The 18,357-nt window shown below is 61.5% G+C and carries 14 protein-coding genes; 5 read left to right on the forward strand and 9 right to left on the reverse strand.

What is annotated here, in order from left to right; translation table 11 throughout:
- The first annotated feature begins 4 nt into the window (after positions 1-4).
- From AOA61_RS14560 to hemE, 4 genes are all read left to right on the forward strand, one after another.
- Complete coding sequence (locus tag AOA61_RS14560; RefSeq protein WP_095186123.1) at positions 5-1,567, forward strand: SPOR domain-containing protein; 1,563 nt, start codon at positions 5-7, stop codon at positions 1,565-1,567.
- Positions 1,568-1,920: 353 nt separating this feature from the next.
- Positions 1,921-6,366, forward strand: coding sequence for a glutamate synthase large subunit (gene gltB, locus AOA61_RS14570; RefSeq protein ID WP_032890272.1), 4,446 nt, complete (start codon positions 1,921-1,923; stop codon positions 6,364-6,366).
- A 32-nt stretch (positions 6,367-6,398) separates the two neighbouring features.
- Positions 6,399-7,817 (forward strand): FAD-dependent oxidoreductase, encoded by a 1,419-nt coding sequence (locus AOA61_RS14575; RefSeq protein WP_099602017.1) that lies wholly within the window; start codon positions 6,399-6,401, stop codon positions 7,815-7,817.
- A gap of 239 nt (positions 7,818-8,056) precedes the next feature.
- Positions 8,057-9,124, forward strand: coding sequence for a uroporphyrinogen decarboxylase (gene hemE / locus AOA61_RS14580; protein WP_032890274.1), 1,068 nt, complete (start codon positions 8,057-8,059; stop codon positions 9,122-9,124).
- A 163-nt stretch (positions 9,125-9,287) separates the two neighbouring features.
- On the opposite strand, the gene AOA61_RS14585 is transcribed toward hemE, so the two are convergent.
- Entirely contained in the window at positions 9,288-10,556 is a 1,269-nt protein-coding gene (locus AOA61_RS14585; protein ID WP_099602018.1) for an MFS transporter, read from the reverse strand.
- A 123-nt stretch (positions 10,557-10,679) separates the two neighbouring features.
- Between AOA61_RS14585 and AOA61_RS14590 the strand changes: the two genes are divergently transcribed.
- Positions 10,680-11,573 (forward strand): LysR family transcriptional regulator, encoded by an 894-nt coding sequence (locus AOA61_RS14590; RefSeq protein WP_099602019.1) that lies wholly within the window; start codon positions 10,680-10,682, stop codon positions 11,571-11,573.
- 279 nt (positions 11,574-11,852) lie between these two features.
- Here AOA61_RS14590 and AOA61_RS14595 read toward each other — a convergent pair whose 3' ends face one another.
- Genes AOA61_RS14595 through AOA61_RS14630 form a run of 8 tightly spaced genes read right to left on the reverse strand, consistent with a single transcriptional unit; the run spans position 11,853 to position 18,355 of the window.
- A complete protein-coding gene (locus AOA61_RS14595; protein ID WP_032890299.1) occupies positions 11,853-12,299 on the reverse strand; it encodes a hypothetical protein in 447 nt (148 codons plus the stop codon).
- A 26-nt stretch (positions 12,300-12,325) separates the two neighbouring features.
- A complete protein-coding gene (locus AOA61_RS14600; RefSeq protein WP_099602020.1) occupies positions 12,326-13,552 on the reverse strand; it encodes a beta-ketoacyl-ACP synthase in 1,227 nt (408 codons plus the stop codon).
- Complete coding sequence (gene fabG / locus AOA61_RS14605; protein ID WP_032890302.1) at positions 13,552-14,280, reverse strand: 3-oxoacyl-ACP reductase FabG; 729 nt, start codon at positions 14,278-14,280, stop codon at positions 13,552-13,554. The genes AOA61_RS14600 and fabG overlap by 1 nt, the downstream gene beginning before the upstream one ends.
- Positions 14,277-14,738: a hotdog family protein gene (locus AOA61_RS14610; RefSeq protein WP_099602021.1), complete on the reverse strand. Its 462-nt coding sequence runs from the start codon at positions 14,736-14,738 to the stop codon at positions 14,277-14,279. The genes fabG and AOA61_RS14610 overlap by 4 nt, the downstream gene beginning before the upstream one ends.
- A complete protein-coding gene (locus AOA61_RS14615; protein WP_095186118.1) occupies positions 14,735-15,901 on the reverse strand; it encodes a beta-ketoacyl-[acyl-carrier-protein] synthase family protein in 1,167 nt (388 codons plus the stop codon). Before AOA61_RS14615 ends, AOA61_RS14610 begins: the two co-directional genes overlap by 4 nt.
- Positions 15,898-16,380, reverse strand: a complete 483-nt coding sequence (locus AOA61_RS14620) for a hypothetical protein (protein WP_032890308.1) — start codon at positions 16,378-16,380, stop codon at positions 15,898-15,900. The genes AOA61_RS14615 and AOA61_RS14620 overlap by 4 nt, the downstream gene beginning before the upstream one ends.
- Positions 16,377-17,111 (reverse strand): class I SAM-dependent methyltransferase, encoded by a 735-nt coding sequence (locus AOA61_RS14625; RefSeq protein ID WP_032890309.1) that lies wholly within the window; start codon positions 17,109-17,111, stop codon positions 16,377-16,379. Before AOA61_RS14625 ends, AOA61_RS14620 begins: the two co-directional genes overlap by 4 nt.
- Complete coding sequence (locus AOA61_RS14630) at positions 17,108-18,355, reverse strand: NAD(P)/FAD-dependent oxidoreductase (protein ID WP_099602022.1); 1,248 nt, start codon at positions 18,353-18,355, stop codon at positions 17,108-17,110. The genes AOA61_RS14625 and AOA61_RS14630 overlap by 4 nt, the downstream gene beginning before the upstream one ends.
- Positions 18,356-18,357 lie beyond the last annotated feature (2 nt).

Consider the following 18,357-nt stretch of genomic DNA (forward strand, 5'->3'; position numbering starts at 1 on the left):
CCCGATGACTAGTTTGCATGCCGACGAGGCGTTCCTCGGCCATTACCAGTTAAGCCACGACCCTTTTGCTCCACGGGTGCCTGGTTTCAAATTTTTCCCGGCCCAGCGCAAGCCGGTGCTCGGGCAGCTGCACCACTTGGCGCGCTACAGCCAGCTACTGCTGGTCGTGACCGGTCCGTTGGGCAGCGGCAAGACCTTGCTGCGCCAGGCCCTGGTTGCCAGCACCAACAAACAATCGGTACAGAGCGTGGTGGTGTCTGCCCGTGGTGCCGGTGATGCGGCCGGCGTGCTGCGCCAGGTTGCCCAGGCCCTGGACGTATCCACTGCTGAGCCGAGCGCGATTCTCAAACAAATCGTGCAACTTGGCCTGACCGGCCAGGAAGTCTACCTGCTGGTGGATGACGCCGAGCAGCTCGACGAATCCGCACTGGAAGCGCTGTTGGCGCTGGCGGCGGGTACGCCGGAAGGTCGTCCCCATGTGTTCCTGTTCGGTGAGTCGTCGCTGATCGCCGATCTGGAGCAGATCAGCGGTGATCAGGAGCTGTTCCACGTCATCGAACTGCAGCCGTACGAAGAGGAAGAAACCCGTGAATACCTGGCTCAACGCCTCGAAGGCGCCGGGGCCGGTATCGAACTTTTCACGGCAAATCAGATCTCTGATATTCACGAAAGCTCCGACGGCTGGCCTGGCACCATCAACCAGGTTGCCCGCGATGCAATGATCGAAGCCATGATTGCCAGCCGCTCTGCGGTCAAGCGTCCAAAGATGGGGTTCACTATGCCTAAGAAGCACGTACTGGCGATTTCTGCCGTTGTCGTGGTCGCTGTTGCCGCCGCCTGGTTGATCCCGGGTCGCAACAAGGCGCCGACCACCGCCAGCGCGCCAACCGAACAGGCGCAGTTGCCACTGGGTAAACCCACGCCGAATGTCGAGTTCGCCAATTCCGGCCAACCGACCAACCTGCCAATGGTTGGTCAGCCTGTGATGCGCGGCCCACTCGCCGAAGAAGCCGGTGGCATCTCCGAAGGCGACGACGGCGTGCCCGTAGAGGGCTCCAGCGCTACACCGCCGACCGTGACTACCACCGCGCCACCTGCGGGCGTGCCAGCGGGTCAGCCGGCCGCCAAGCCAGCCGCAGTGCCGACGCCAGCGCCAACTATCGCGACTGCCAAGCCTGCACCTGTCACCAAGCCCGTAGCGCCTGCTCCAGCAGCCAAACCCGCGCCGGTGACCAAGCCTGCGGAAAAACCTGCCACTGTCGCCAAAGCAGGCGCCGCCGGCAGCAGCTGGTACGCCAGCCAGCCGACCGGTAACTTCGTGGTGCAGATCCTCGGCACCAGCTCCGAAGCTAACGCTCAGGCCTTCGTGAAAGAGCAGGGCGGCGAGTACCGTTATTTCAAGAAAGTGCTCAACGGCAAGCCTCTTTACGTGATCACCTACGGCAACTTCTCCAGCCGTGCAGCAGCTGATTCTGCGATCAAATCCTTGCCAGCGAAGGTTCAGGCTGGTAAACCTTGGCCTCGCACTGTTGCCAGCGTTCAACAAGAACTGGCAGCAACTCGCTGAAGATCCGGCGGCTTTACCCAAGCCGCCCTCCCGGCACCTCAAAAAAATCCTCAAGTGCGTGCAGCTTCCCAGAAGCCGCGCGCTTTGTGGTGTCTGCGTCACAGTAGCTTTTGAGTCGTAGCGGTCAGAATTAAAAAAGTTTTGACTAGCACAGCATATCGCTTTAAACCTTTCATAAATGCGACATAGATTTGCGACATTTCGTCGCTAAATTTGTGAGCGTCTGTGTCGGTGTGTACAATGACCTCCCTTTTGCCCCCGCTAAGCCGGCGTACGTTCGGCGTGGAAGGTAACCGGTTGAATTGAAAAGAAATTTGCCTCGGTATAAGAGGCAGCCTGGTGAGAAAGTGTCTATGAAAGCAGGTCTGTACCAACCCGATGAATTCAAGGATAACTGCGGTTTCGGCCTGATAGCCCATATGCAGGGCGAGCCCAGTCATACCCTTTTGCAAACGGCCATCGAGGCCCTGACCTGCATGACCCACCGCGGTGGGATCAACGCCGACGGCAAGACTGGTGACGGTTGTGGCTTGCTGATTCAAAAGCCCGACCAATTCCTGCGCGCGGTCGCCAAAGAGCATTTCGCTGTCGACATGCCCAAGCAGTACGCCGTGGGCATGGTGTTTTTCAACCAGGACCCGGTCAAAGCCGAAGCCGCTCGCGAGAACATGAACCGCGAGATCGTCGCTGCCGGCCTGCAACTGGTCGGCTGGCGCAAAGTGCCAATCGACACCAGCGTGCTCGGCCGCCTGGCCCTGGAGCGCCTGCCGCAGATCGAACAAGTGTTCATCGCCGGTGACGGCCTGAGCGACCAGGACATGGCGATCAAGCTGTTCACGTCCCGTCGTCGCTCGTCCGTGGCCAACGCCGCCGATGCCGACCACTACATCTGCAGCTTTTCCCACAAAACCATCATTTATAAAGGCCTGATGATGCCGGCGGACTTGACCGCCTTCTATCCAGACCTGAGCGATGAGCGCCTGCAAACCGCGATCTGCGTGTTCCACCAGCGCTTCTCCACCAACACCCTGCCGAAATGGCCGCTGGCCCAGCCATTCCGCTTCCTCGCCCATAACGGCGAGATCAACACCATCACCGGCAACCGCAACTGGGCCGTGGCCCGTCGCACCAAGTTCGCCAACGATCTGATGGACCTGGAAGAGCTCGGCCCGCTGGTTAACCGCGTCGGTTCCGACTCTTCCAGCATGGACAACATGCTCGAACTGATGGTCACCGGTGGCATCGACCTGTTCCGCGGCGTGCGCATGATCATTCCGCCTGCGTGGCAGAACGTCGAGACCATGGACCCCGATCTGCGGGCGTTCTATGAGTACAACTCGATGCACATGGAACCGTGGGACGGCCCGGCTGGCGTGGTCATGACCGACGGCCGCTATGCGGTGTGCCTACTCGACCGTAACGGTCTGCGCCCGGCGCGTTGGGTCACCACCACCAACGGTTTCATCACCCTCGCGTCGGAAATCGGCGTGTGGAACTACAAGCCTGAAGACGTCATCGCCAAAGGTCGCGTTGGCCCTGGCCAGATCCTGGCCGTGGACACCGAAACCGGGCAGATCCTCGACACCGACGCCATCGACAACCGCTTGAAGTCCCGTCACCCGTACAAGCAATGGCTGCGCAAGAACGCCCTGCGCATCCAGGCGACCATGGAAGACAACGACCACGGCTCAGCTTTCTACGACGTGGACCAGCTCAAGCAGTACATGAAGATGTACCAGGTCACGTTCGAGGAGCGCGACCAAGTGCTGCGTCCGCTCGGCGAGCAAGGTTACGAGGCTGTCGGCTCCATGGGCGACGACACGCCGATGGCTGTGCTGTCCCAGCGCGTGCGCACGCCGTACGACTATTTCCGCCAGCAGTTCGCCCAGGTGACCAACCCACCGATTGACCCGCTGCGCGAAGCCATCGTGATGTCCCTGGAAGTGTGCCTCGGTGCCGAGCGCAACATCTTCCAGGAATCGCCTGAGCACGCTTCCCGCGTGATCCTCAGCTCGCCGGTTATTTCCCCGGCCAAGTGGCGTTCGTTGATGACCCTGGAGCGTCCAGGTTTCGACCGCCAGATCATCGACCTGAACTACGACGAGAGCCTCGGCCTTGAAGCCGCTGTGCGCAACGTCGCCGACCAGGCCGAAGAAGCTGTGCGCGCCGGTCGTACCCAGATCGTGCTGACCGACCGCCATATTGCCCCAGGCAAGCTGCCGATCCACGCTTCGCTCGCCACCGGCGCGGTGCACCACCGCCTGACCGAAAAAGGCCTGCGCTGCGACTCCAACATCCTTGTCGAAACCGCCACCGCCCGCGACCCGCATCATTTCGCGGTGTTGATCGGCTTCGGCGCCTCCGCGGTGTACCCGTTCCTCGCGTACGAAGTGCTGGGCGACCTGATCCGTACCGGTGAAGTGCTGGGCGACCTCTATGAGGTGTTCAAGAACTACCGTAAAGGCATCACCAAAGGCCTGTTGAAGATCCTGTCCAAGATGGGCATCTCCACCGTCACGTCTTATCGCGGTGCTCAATTGTTCGAAGCCATCGGCCTGTCCGAAGAAGTCTGCGACCTGAGCTTCCGTGGTGTGCCGAGCCGTATCAAAGGCGCGCGCTTCGTCGACATCGAAGCCGAACAGAAAGCCCTGGCCGCCGAAGCCTGGAGCGCGCGCAAGCCGATCCAGCAAGGCGGCCTGCTCAAGTTCGTGCACGGTGGCGAATACCACGCGTACAACCCGGACGTGGTGAGCACTCTGCAAGCCGCCGTGCAGCAGGGCGACTACGCCAAGTTCAAGGAATACACCTCGCTGGTGGATAACCGCCCGGTGTCCATGATCCGCGACCTGTTCAAGGTGAAGACCTTGGACACGCCGATGAACATCAGCGAAGTTGAGCCACTGGAGTCGATCCTCAAGCGCTTCGACTCTGCCGGTATTTCCCTCGGCGCTCTGTCGCCTGAGGCCCACGAAGCACTGGCCGAAGCCATGAACCGCCTGGGTGCGCGTTCCAACTCCGGTGAAGGCGGTGAAGACCCGGCGCGCTACGGCACCATCAAGAGCTCGAAAATCAAGCAGGTTGCCACTGGCCGTTTCGGCGTGACCCCGGAATACTTGGTCAATGCCGAAGTGCTGCAGATCAAGGTTGCCCAGGGCGCCAAGCCCGGTGAAGGCGGCCAGCTGCCAGGCGGCAAGGTCAACGGCCTGATCGCCAAGCTGCGTTATGCAGTGCCTGGCGTGACCCTGATTTCGCCACCGCCGCACCACGACATCTACTCGATTGAAGACTTGTCGCAGCTGATTTTCGACCTGAAACAAGTCAATCCGCAGGCGCTGGTCTCGGTGAAACTGGTAGCGGAAGCGGGCGTGGGCACCATTGCCGCCGGTGTGGCCAAGGCCTATGCCGACCTGATCACCATCTCCGGCTACGACGGCGGTACCGGTGCATCCCCGCTGACCTCCATCAAGTACGCCGGCGCACCTTGGGAACTCGGCCTGGCCGAAACTCACCAGACCCTGCGCGGCAACGACCTGCGCGGCAAGGTCCGTGTGCAGACTGACGGCGGCCTGAAAACCGGCCTCGACGTGATCAAGGCCGCGATCCTCGGCGCCGAGAGTTTCGGTTTCGGCACCGCGCCGATGATCGCCCTGGGCTGCAAATACCTGCGCATCTGCCACCTGAACAACTGCGCCACCGGCGTCGCCACTCAGAACGAGAAGCTGCGCAAGGATCACTACATCGGCACCGTCGACATGGTGGTGAACTTCTTCACCTACGTCGCCGAAGAAACCCGTGAGTGGCTGGCCAAGCTGGGCGTGCGTTCGCTGGAAGAGCTGATCGGTCGCACCGATCTGCTGGACATCCTCGAAGGCCAGACCGCCAAGCAACAGCACCTGGACCTGACGCCGTTGTTGGGGAGCGATCACATCCCGGCAGACAAGCCACAATTCTGCCAGGTGGATCGCAACCCGCCGTTCGACAAAGGGCTGTTGGCCGAGAAGATGGTCGAAATGGCCGGTTCCTCGATCAATGACGCCAGTGGTGGCGAATTCGCCCTGGATATCTGCAACTGCGACCGTTCCATCGGCGCACGCATCTCCGGCGAAATCGCGCGCAAGCATGGCAACCAAGGGATGGCGAAAGCGCCAATCACCTTCCGCTTCAAGGGTACTGCTGGCCAGAGCTTTGGCGTGTGGAACGCCGGCGGCCTGCACATGTACCTGGAAGGCGACGCCAACGACTACGTGGGCAAGGGCATGACCGGCGGCAAGCTGGTGATCGTTCCGCCTAAAGGCAGCGTTTACAAGAGCCAGGAGAGTGCCATCATCGGTAACACCTGCCTGTACGGCGCTACCGGTGGCAAGCTGTTCGCCGCGGGTACCGCCGGTGAGCGTTTCGCCGTGCGTAACTCCGGTGCCCACACCGTGGTGGAAGGCACTGGCGATCACTGCTGCGAGTACATGACCGGGGGCTTTGTCGCGGTATTGGGCAAGACCGGTTACAACTTCGGTTCGGGCATGACCGGCGGTTTCGCCTACGTGCTCGACCAGGACAACACCTTCGTCGACAAGGTCAACCACGAGTTGGTCGAGATCCAGCGGATCAGCGGCGAAGCCATGGAATCCTACCGGAACCACTTGCAGCACGTGCTGGACGAGTACGTCGAGGAGACCGGCAGCGAATGGGGTCGTAACCTCGCCGAAAACCTCGATGATTACCTGCGTCGTTTCTGGCTGGTCAAGCCCAAGGCTGCCAACCTGAAATCGTTGCTTTCCAGCATCCGTGCCAACCCGCAGTGATATGCGCCTGAAGAGTTTGATGAGGTTTTAACATGGCTGAACGTCTGAATAACGACTTCCAGTTCATCGATGTCGGGCGCAAAGATCCGAAGAAGAAACTGTTGCGTCAACGCAAGAAAGAGTTCGTGGAAATCTACGAGCCCTTCAAACCCCAGCACTCGGCCGACCAGGCCCATCGCTGCCTGGGGTGCGGTAACCCGTATTGCGAATGGAAGTGCCCGGTGCACAACTTCATTCCCAACTGGCTGAAATTGGTGGCCGAGGGCAACATCCTCGCCGCCGCCGAGCTGTCGCACCAGACCAACACCCTGCCGGAAGTCTGCGGCCGGGTGTGCCCGCAGGACCGTCTGTGTGAGGGTGCCTGCACCCTGAACGACGGCTTCGGTGCGGTGACCATCGGTTCGGTGGAGAAGTACATCACCGATACCGCGTTCGCCATGGGCTGGCGTCCGGACATGTCCAAGGTCAAGCCGACCGGCAAGCGCGTGGCGATCATCGGTGCGGGCCCGGCGGGCCTTGGCTGTGCCGACGTGCTGGTGCGCGGCGGCGTGACCCCGGTGGTGTTCGACAAGAACCCGGAAATCGGTGGCCTGCTGACCTTCGGTATCCCCGAGTTCAAGCTGGAAAAAACCGTACTGAGCCACCGTCGTGAAGTGTTCACCGGCATGGGTATCGAGTTCCGCCTCAATACCGAAATCGGCAAAGACATCACCATGGAGCAGCTGCTCGCCGAATACGATGCCGTGTTCATGGGCATGGGTACTTACACCTACATGAAGGGCGGCTTTGCCGGTGAGGACCTGCCTGGCGTGTATGACGCGCTCGACTTCCTGATCGCAAACGTCAACCGCAACCTGGGCTTTGAAAAGTCGCCGGAAGATTTCGTCGACATGAAAGGCAAGAAGGTCGTGGTACTCGGCGGTGGCGACACCGCGATGGACTGCAACCGTACCTCGATTCGTCAGGGCGCCAAGTCGGTGACCTGCGCGTATCGCCGTGACGAAGCCAACATGCCGGGTTCGCGCAAAGAGGTGAAGAACGCCAAGGAAGAAGGCGTGAAATTCCTCTATAACCGTCAGCCGATTGCGATCGTCGGTGAAGACCGTGTCGAAGGCGTGAAGGTAGTCGAGACCCGTCTCGGCGAACCGGACGCCCGTGGCCGTCGCAGCCCCGAGCCGATCCCGGGCTCCGAAGAGATCATTCCGGCCGATGCCGTGGTTATCGCCTTCGGTTTCCGCCCAAGCCCGGCGCCGTGGTTCGAGCAGTTCGAGATCCAGACCGACAGCCAGGGCCGTGTGGTAGCCCCGGAACAAGGCCAGTACAAGCACCAGACCAGCAACCCGAAAATCTTTGCCGGTGGCGACATGGTGCGCGGGTCTGACCTGGTGGTGACCGCGATCTTCGAAGGCCGCAATGCCGCCGAAGGGATCCTGGACTACCTGAACGTCTAACCCATTTCAGGCTGAAATGCGGTCAAAAATGTGGGAGGGGGCTTGCCCCCGATAGCGGTGGTTCAGTGACAGACACTGAGACTGACACACTGCATCGGAGGCAAGCCCCCTCCCACATTGGTTTTGCAGCGCTTCCATGTCCGCGACAAATTGACCCGATAGACAAAAGGCACCGCTCTTGCCGTGCCTTTTGCGTCGCGCTCTGAGAAAATGCCCGCACTTTTTTTGCGGATGCCGACATGACTGCCCTCAAGAACGACCGTTTCCTTCGTGCCCTGCTCAAGCAACCCGTGGACGTCACCCCTGTGTGGATGATGCGTCAAGCCGGTCGCTACCTGCCGGAATACCGCGCCAGTCGCGCCCACGCCGGCGATTTCATGAGCCTGTGCATGAACCCGGAGTTCGCCTGCGAAGTCACCCTGCAGCCGCTGGACCGCTACCCTCAACTGGACGCGGCCATCCTCTTTTCCGACATCCTCACCATCCCTGATGCAATGGGCCAAGGCCTGTACTTCGAGACCGGCGAAGGCCCGCGTTTCAAGAAAGTCGTCAGCACCCTGGCCGATATCGAAGCCTTGCCGATCCCTGATCCGCACAAAGACCTCGGCTACGTGATGGACGCCGTCAGCACCATCCGCCGCGAGCTGAACGGCCGTGTGCCGCTGATCGGCTTCTCGGGCAGCCCTTGGACCCTGGCCACCTACATGGTCGAAGGCGGCTCGTCGAAAGACTTCCGCAAGACCAAGGCGATGCTCTACGACAACCCTCAAGCCATGCACCTGCTGCTGGACAAGCTGGCTCAGTCGGTCACGTCCTACCTCAACGGCCAGATCATGGCCGGTGCGCAAGCGGTACAGATTTTCGATACCTGGGGCGGCAACCTGTCGGCGGCGGCGTACCAGGAATTCTCCCTGGCCTACATGCGCAAGATCGTCAGCGGCCTGATCCGTGAGCACGAGGGCCGCAAAGTGCCGGTCATCATGTTCACCAAGGGCGGTGGCCTGTGGCTGGAAAGCATCGCCGACGCCGGCGCTGATGCATTAGGCCTGGACTGGACGTGCGACCTCGGTGAAGCCCGCCAGCGCGTGGGCAACCGCGTCGCGCTGCAAGGCAACATGGACCCGACTGTGCTGTACGCCAAGCCGGAAGCGATCCGCGCCGAAGTCGGCCGCATCCTGGCCAGCTATGGCAAGGGTACCGGGCACGTGTTTAACCTGGGTCATGGCATTACGCCGGAAGTGAACCCGGAACACGCTGGCGCTTTCCTGCAAGCGGTGCATGAGTTGTCCGCGCAATATCACGTGTAGTTCCCCTGCTTTACTTCATCACCTTCTTTCAATAAGAGGGTGATGTTGTCGCTAACAACCTGAATGAACTGTGCATGGCTAGGCGGATTTTTTTATCGCTTGGCCATAGTGCGTTTAAATCTTTTTGTTATGTGGGAGTGTTGCTACTTAAGTGTGGTGCTTTTCAGGCCGAGGCCAGCGGCGGCAACTTCGCCAACTTCAACGCGACCAGCAACGCGCCGATCAACAGCGCCACGATGAATGCACCAATGCCGTTCCATCCGGCGAGGTGCCAGAAGAATCCACCCGTGGTGCCGGCGACGCTTGAGCCAGCGTAGTAGCAGAACAGGTACAACGACGACGCCTGCCCCTTGGCCTTGACTGCTCGGCGGCCAATCCAGCTGCTGGCCACCGAGTGGGCGCCGAAGAAGCCGAAGGTGAAGATCAGCATGCCCGGCACCACCAGCCACAACGGGGAGAACAGGGTCAGCAGCATGCCGGCGAGCATCAGCACGATGGTGGCCCACAGCACACGGCGGCGGCCGAGGCGGTCGGCGAGGGAGCCGATTTTCGCCGAGCTGTAGATGCCCGAGAGGTAGACCAACGACAGCAGGCCGACCACGGCCTGGCTCAGGTCGTACGGGGCGGCCAGCAGGCGATAGCCGATGTAGTTGAACATCGTCACGAACGCGCCCATCAGCAGGAAGGCTTCAAGAAACAGCCACGGCAGGCCCGCGTCCTTGAAGTGCATGACAAAGCCGTCCATCAGGCTGCGTGGCTTGAGGCTGCTGGCGCGGAAGTTGCGCGATTCCGGGAGGATTTTCCAGAACACCGTGGCCGCGATCAGCGCCAGGGCGCCGATGATCAGCATTGCGGTGTGCCAGCTGACGAAGTCGATCAACACGCCGATGATCAGGCGTCCGCTCATGCCGCCAATGGCATTGCCACCGATGTACAGGCCCATGGCCAGGCCGATGTGCTGGGGGTGGATCTCTTCGCTCAGGTAGGTCATTGCGACGGCGGCCACGCCGCTGAGTGACAGGCCCACCAGCGCACGCATCAGCAGGATCCCTTCCCAGGACGGCATCAGGCCGCTGGCAATCGTGGCCAGCGCCGCGCAGAACAGCGCGGCGACCATCACCGGCTTACGCCCCAGGGTGTCGGAAATCGGTCCGGTGATCAGCAAACCCAGCGCAAGCATCGCCGTGGACACCGAGAGAATCAGGCTGCTTTGCGCGGCATTGATGGAAAACTCGTGGGACAGTGCCGGCATCATCGGTTGCACGCAATACAGCAGGGCAAACGTGGCAAAACCGCCGGAGAACAACGCCAGCACCGTGCGCATGAACATCGGCGTGCCTTTCTCGATGAACGCGTCATTGAGCTGAGCCACTACCTCATCGAGGGCAGTGGGCGGGACGTCTTGAGCGAGTGGAGCGACAGCAGATTTCACGGGGACCTCGGGGAGCAAAAGCCTGTCAGGGCTGGCAATGCAAAAAGAATATAGCTGGCTAATGATTCTTTCCAATATATTGTTCGACCTGTTTGATAGCTTTAACGACCTAATGGGGTTTGCATGGAATTGCGTCATCTGCGGTACTTCATCGCTGTTGCCGAAGAGCTGCACTTTGGCCGGGCCGCGCAGGTGCTGGGCATTTCGCAACCGCCCCTGAGCCAGCAGATCCAGGCGCTGGAGCAGGAGGTGGGCGCGCGGTTATTTGAGCGTACCAATCGTCGGGTTGAGCTGAGCGAGGCGGGGCGCCTGTTCCTGCACGAAGCGCGGTTGGTACTGGCCCAGGTGGACAAGGCGGCGGACGTCGCGCGGCGGGCGCAGTTGGGTGAGCTGGGGGAGTTGAAGATAGGCTTCACCTCGTCAGCGCCCTTCAACGCGAGCATTCCCCAAGCGATCTTCGCGTTTCGCCAGGCCTTCCCGGCGGTGCACTTGAACCTGCAGGAAATGAGCAGCACCGAAGTGGCCGAGTCGCTGGTGGATGAGTCGATTCAGGTGGGGTTGATGCGTCCCTTGCCATTGCCGGATTCGTTGAGTGTGATCGAGCTGATGCGCGAACCCCTGGTTGCTGTCTTGAGTGCCGGTCACCCATTGGTGGATGGCAGCGAGCGTGGCTTGCACCTGGCACAGTTGGCTGACGAGCCGTTTGTGTTTTTCCCACGCAGCTATGGGAGCGGCCTGTATGCCCAACTGCTCAGCCTGTGCCGCGACGCTGGCTTCAGCCCGCACTTCGCCCAGGAAGCGGGCGAGGCGATGACCATCATCGGCCTGGTGGCGGCGGGGTTGGGCGTGTCGGTGCTGCCGGCGTCTTACCAGCGCATCCGCATTGATGGAGTGGTGTATCGCACCTTACTGGACCCGGAGGCGGTGACCTCGGTATGGCTGGTACAGCGCAAGGGCGCGCAGACGCCGATGGCGAAGGCGTTTGTGGAGTTGTTGACGCTTAAGGCCACCCACTGATGTGCATAGGTTGCAATGCTTCATCAAAAATGTGGTGAGGGAGCTTGTTCCCTTGACGGCCAAGCGTTGCCGGGCGTACTCGGTTCAAGTGCGGGAGGAGGCTCGCTCCCGATAGGTATCTAAAACATAACCTGAGAAAACGAGAGACTCGTGGTGAGCGGGCTTGTACCGCGCTGGGCCGCGCAGCAGCCCCAAAACCAGACGTTGAGTTCTAACAGAAAAATACCATCGTCTTTATTGGGCTGCCTCGCACCGCCCGCTCCCCACGGAGTCTCGGTTTTACTTGGTGGTCCCGGTTTGCTCAAACAACTGCGCCGCCGACCCTGCCTCACTACTCACACCATTGCTGCGCAAGCCCGCCATGATGTCGCTGTCCAAGTTGTTCACCCAGCGGTTGTAGTTGCGATGAATCTTGCCGTCCTTGTAGCCCAGCTCGCGGCTGTCGCGGTAGGTGATGGCGTAACTGTTGCGGGTGTAACGGATGTCGATGGCGGCGTAGTACTGGTTACGCACGGTGATCTCGGCCTGCACCAGTTGCGGGCTCAGGCGTTGCACGTTCCACTCGCGTTTTTGCAGGGCGTTGACGATAACCGTCTTCATTTTTTCTTCGCTGACCTGGGCGTTCGCCGGCAGGTCGTGCTGGGTGTTGAGGACCGGTTTGCTGGTGCAGCCGGCAGTGGTCAACAGCGCCAGGGTGATCAGGGTGACGCGTAGCAAGGAAGACATTCCGTATTCTCCAATCGTTTAAAAAGTCAGGACCAGCGGCGGAAGATCAGCGACGTATTCACGCCACCAAACGCAAAATTGTTGTTCATCACGTAGTCGTGGTGCATCTCGCGGAATTCACCTTGCAGGTAGTCCAGCTCCCCGCACTGCGGGTCGACGGAGTCCAGATTGAAGGTGTGCACGTATTGGTTGCGGTTCATCATCTCGATGCTGAACCACGACTCCAGCGCCCCGCACGCCCCGAGGGTGTGGCCGAGGAAGCTTTTCTGCGAGCTGATGGGCATGCGCTTGCCGAACAGGCTGCTGGTGGCCAGGGTCTCGGCGATGTCGCCTTGATCGGTGGCGGTGCCGTGTCCGTTCACGTAGCCAATCGCGTCTGGTGTGAGCCCAGCGTCCTCAAGGGCAAGCTCCATGGCGCGGCGCATGGTTTTCTGTTCCGGGCGGGTGGTGTGCTGGCCGTCAGCGTTGCTGCCGAAGCCGACCAGTTCCGCGTGAATATGTGCACCCCGCGCCAGGGCGTGTTCCAGCTCCTCAAGTACCAGCATGCCGCCGCCTTCGCCGATCACCAGGCCGTCGCGGCCGCTGTCGTAGGGGCGTGGGCTGGTTTGCGGGGCGTCGTTTTTCAGGCTGGTGGCGTAGAGCGCGTCGAACACCATGGCTTCGGTGGGGCACAGCTCCTCGGCGCCGCCGGCGAGCATCAAGGGCAGGCGGCCGAACTTGATCGCCTCATAGGCATAACCGATGCCCTGGCTGCCGCTGGTGCAGGCGCTGGACGTTGGGATCAACCGCCCGGTCAGGCCAAAAAAGATGCTGATATTCGCCGCCGTGGTGTGCGGCATCATCCGTACATAGGAGTTGGCGTTCAGCCCCTCGGCCACAGAATTGAGCAGCATATTGCCGAACGCCTTGATCTCATCGGTGCTGCCGGTGGACGAACCACACGCCACACCCATGCGCCCATCCTTGATCGACTCATCACCGAGCAACCCGGCGTCCTGCAATGCCTGCTCCGCCGCCCATACCGCCAGGCGCGAGACACGGCCCATGCTGCGCAGCTGCTTGCGGGTCCAGTGGGCCGGCACGACGAAATCGTCGATAGGGCCGGCCAGGCGCGTGTTCAGTTCGGTAAAACGGTCCCACTCGTCCATGCGCCGAATGCCGCTGCGGTTGGCGCGAAAGTTGGCGGAGATGGACGCCCAATCTCCGCCCAGGGAGGTCATGCCGGCCATGCCGGTGACGACTACACGTTTCATCAGCACAAGCCTCCATTGACGGCCAACACCTGGCGGGTGATATAGGCGGCTTCGGCCGACATCAGGAAATTCACCGCACCGGCGACTTCTTCGGGAGTGCCCATGCGCTGTGCCGGGATCATTTTCATCAGCTCTTCCACCGGTACGTTTTCATCCAGCATCGCGGTGTCGATCAAGCCGGGGGCTACGCAGTTGACAGTGATCTTGCGCTTGCCCAGCTCGATGGCCAGGGCTTTTGCCGCGCCGATCAAGCCGGCTTTCGAGGCGCTGTAATTGACCTGGCCGCGATTGCCGATCAGCCCCGACACTGAGGTAATGCACACGATACGCCCGGCTGCGCGACGGCGAATCATTGGCATCATCACCGGGTGCAGCACGTTGTAGAAACCATCCAGGTTGGTGCGCATCACCACGTCCCAATCGTCTTCCGACAAGGCCGGGAACGCTCCGTCGCGGGTCAGCCCGGCATTGAGCACCACGCCGTAGTAGGCGCCATGTTGCTCGACGTCGGCCTCAAGGATTTCCTTGCAGGTCGCACGATCCGCCACATCGAATTGCAGCACCCGTGCCTTACGGCCAAGGGCTTCGATTTCGACTTGCACTGCATCGGCTTCGGCACGGCCGCTGCGGCAATGCAGCACGATGTCATGGCCGGCCTGGGCCAGGCGCAGGGCAATGGCGCGGCCGATGCCACGGCTGGAGCCGGTGACCAGTACGGATTCAGTCATGGCGTTTCGTCCTTCGATTCTTCTAAATAATTGGCCGCCTGGGGCGGTCGAAATACGTTCAAGCGGGCGCTGGCCTGGATACCGTCGCCGGTCAGGTGGCATTCGAACACACCCATGCCGTTGTCGTCTTCCAGGGAGCGCAGGCCGTGGATGGTCAGCTCGGCGCCCACCGGGAAGTGTTCCACGTTGCATTCGAACTTACGTGTGCCGAGCAGGAAGCCCAGTTCCACCGCCTCGCCCCTTTGGCGTGCGCGGCAACCGGCGTAGGCGGCGACGCTCTGCGCCATCAACTCGATGCCGACCCATGCCGGCAAGCTGCCGTCAGGGCGGTTGAACAGGCCGCCAGGCTTGACGGTGAGACGGGTGTGAATCTGCTCTTCGTCGAACGACAGCACTTGGTCGATGAGGATCATGTCGCCCGCGTGGGGCAGTAGCTCGGCGAGTGGCCAGTTGGTCATGGGGCCTCTCCGATAATCAGGCTGACGTTATTACCGCCGAAGGCAAACGAGTTGCTCATCAGGCAGGTTTTTCCCAAGGTTTCGTCGCTGCGTGCCCATTGCAAGGCGGGCAACGCGGGGTCGGCCTGGCCGTCCCATACGTGGGGTGGGACGCGGCCGTGAGTCAGGCTCAGCCAGCAGAAGGCCGCTTCCAGCGCACCGGCGGCGCCGAGGGTGTGGCCGCTCATGGGTTTGGTGGATGAGCAGGCTACGCCTTCGGGGAACAGGCTGGCGACGGCCAGGCTTTCCATGGCGTCGTTGTGCTGGGTGGCGGTGCCATGCAGGTTCAGGTAGCCGATCTGCTCCGGCGCCAGTTTTGCGCTGGCCAGGGCCTTGCGCATCGCCTGCAACGCGCCTTTGCCGGTAGGTTCGGGCGCGGAGATATGGTGTGCGTCGCAGCTGGCGCCGCTGCCCAGCAAGGCAATCGGTGCCGGCGCTTTACTCATCACAAACAGCACCGCCGCTTCGCCGATATTGATGCCGTTGCGGTTCGCCGAAAAAGGGTTGCAACGTTCATTCGAGACGGCTTCCAGCGCGCTGAAACCATTGAGGGTCAGCTTGCACAAACTGTCCACGCCGCCACAGATCACCGCATCGCACACCCCCAGATCAAGCAAGCGCTGGGCGCTCATCAGGGCGCGGGCGCTGGAGGTGCATGCGGTAGAAATCACGTAGGCAGGGCCGCTCAGTTGCAGCCAGTCGGCGAGGAAGTTCGCCGGGGCGCTGAGTTCCTGTTGCTGGTAGTCGTAGTCGCAGGGGAAGTGCTTGTCGCGCAGGTACAGGGCGATGCCGCGGCTGGCTTCGTCGATGCCCGAGGTGCTGGTGCCCAGCACGACGCCAACGCGCGAAGCGCCGTAGGTGTGGATCGCCTGACGAATCTCGTTCTCGATCTGCAACGCCGCTTCCAGCAACAGTTGGTTATTGCGGCTGCTCTGTTGGCCGAGTTCCACCGGGATGGTTGCCAGCTCGCCGTGCACACTGCCGACCGGCAACACGCGCTCCGGCACCCAACCGCTTTCGGCGCGCATGCCTGAACAGTCACCGGCAAACAGGCTGCGGCTGACGTGCTCCTGACCGCGACCAAGGGCGCAAATCACGCCGAGGGCGTTGAGGTAGGCGGTCATTGGGCGGCACCGAGCGGTGTAATGCGGTAGCTCAAGGGTTGGCCGGTCATGGTCACACTGAAGACTTCTGAGGATTGGTAGACGATTTGCCAATGCCCCGGCAGGGTACGTGTGAGGCCCCTTGCCTGGGCGCTGGGGTAAAGCGCGCGCACGTCATCGGCTGAGGCCAGGGCAAACAGCAGGGCGGCGAACAGCTCCCGCGCCTGGGGATTGGGCGGCAGCAAGCCGTCGGCCTGCCAGGCGCCATCGATCAGTTTTTGCCGGGCCAGCGGGATGCCCAGCGGGTCCATCATCGACCAGCGGATTGCGCTGCCTTCGCGCTGGACCACCAGGAACCAGTCCTGGCTCTGTCCATCTGCATGGCGCTGCACATGCAGTTGCATCGGCAACGCCAGCGCGGGCGTTTTTTCCGGCAACGGCGGCTGGCTGGCGCAGGCGCTCAGCAATAGCAGGCAACCGATCAACAGGCTGCGCATCATGGTGCGCAGCTCGCCAGAGGCTTGCGCGCTACACAGTTGACCAGGGTTTCTTCGCGCTGGCCCACCGGCGGCGGGTTGCGCAGGCCCCAGCGCTCCAGCAGGCCGAAGTCGCTGGAACGGCTCCACCACAGGTACGGGTATGAAACGTTCTGTGGGCCGAATTCAAAGCCCTGCTCGCGGAGCATCTCCAGGTATTCTTCGGCGCTTTTCTGCACATGCATGGGGTGGCGGAACAGCCAGCGGATCACCCAAGTGTCGATATAGGCTTCGGTGGATTCGGCAAACAGCAAATAGCCTCCCGGCTTGAGCACTCGGTAAAACTCTTTGAGTGCGCGATGCTGTTCGACCAGATGATGGAAGGTCTGGTGGCAGAACAGGATATCGACGCTCTCGTCCGGCACATCGAGGGTGGCGCAGTCGCTGCCGATCAGCTCGATGGCCAGGCCCTGGCGCGTGGCTTCAGCCTTGCTCAATTCCAGGCTATGAGGGTCTGCGTCCAGCCCGATCAGGCGCTCGGGGGCGAACACCTGCTGCAAATACTGGAAGGACTTGCCCTGGCCGCAGCCGGCGTCGAGCAATACCGGCGCTTCGGGCAGTGGGTCGGTGAACAGGCTGCGCAGGTCGTTGATCGCCACGCGCAGCACATGGTGCTGCCAGGTGTGGCTGCGCAGGAACCACAAACCGAATTTGGTTTCTTCGACGTAGTTTTTACTCAGGTATTGAGAAGTCATGTCGGTTCACTCGCGCAAATCTCCGACAACATCCGCAACCGCCGCTTGGGCTCGCTGACAAACGGATTACGCTCGTCCCACGCGTAGCCTGCGAGAATCGCGCTGATCATGCGGCGAATCTCCGGCGAGCTTTCAGGGTGGAAAATCACATCCTGGAATGTCCCTGCGTACCAGCCTTCGACGTAGCAGCGGAAGGTGTCGACGCCGCGCTTCAACGGTGCGGCAAATTCGGTTTGCCAGTCCACGGTTTCGCCTTTGAGCTGACGGTCCAGCAGGGCGGCCGCCATGCTCGCTGAGCGCATGGCGATGGTCACACCGGAGGAGAACACTGGGTCGAGGAATTCCGCCGCATTGCCCAGCAGTGCAAAGCCCGGGCCGTGCAGGGTTTTGACGTTGGCCGAGTAGCCGCCGATGGTGCGCGCTGGCGTGTCCCACACCGCGTTGTTCAGCACGCCGGACAGGCTTGGAGTTTCGTCGATAAAGGCGCGCAGGCAGGCGTCGAGGTCAGCGTCGCGGCCGTCGAAATGCTCCTTGGCCGCGACCACGCCCACCGAGCACCGGCCATTACTGAACGGAATGGTCCAGAACCAGATGTCGCGTTTGGTCGGGTGAGTGGTTACCAGGATCTTGGTACGGTCGAAACCTGGGTGTTCGATGCGGTCTTCAACATGAGTGAACACCGCCTGGCGTACCGGGAAATTCGACGGTGCTTCCAGATCCAGCAGGCGCGGCAGCACGCGGCCATAGCCGCTGGCATCGAGCACGAACTTGGCTTTGATGTGGTACTCGCTGCCGTTTTCGCGGCGCACATGCAGGTAGCGGCTATCGCCCGCGAAATCCACGCCGACGATGGTTTCACCGTAGCGGATCTCCACGCCCTGCAATGCCGCCTGGTCGGCCAGCAACTTGTCGAACTCGCCTCGCTGCACCTGGAAGGTGGTCGGCTTGCCGTTGCTGAAGGTGTCGCTGAAGTCAAAGGCGCTGTAACGCTCGCCCCAGGCGAACGCTGCCCCGGTTTTTACCTGGAAGCCGGCGGCCTGCACGGCGTCGAGCATGCCAGCTTCTTCGATAAAGTCGATGCAGTGGGACAGCAGGCTTTCGCCGATCGAGAACCGTGGAAAATGCTGGCGCTCGATGATCAATACATCATGCCCTTTGCGCTTGAGCAGCGCGGCGGCGATGGCGCCGGACGGGCCGGCACCAATCACGACAACCTGGCGACGTTCCATTTCAACTGTGGGCACGA

Origin of the sequence: Pseudomonas sp. 2995-1, assembly GCF_002742505.1 — a bacterium.
In the GTDB taxonomy this organism is placed as follows: Bacteria; Pseudomonadota; Gammaproteobacteria; order Pseudomonadales; family Pseudomonadaceae; genus Aquipseudomonas; species Aquipseudomonas sivasensis.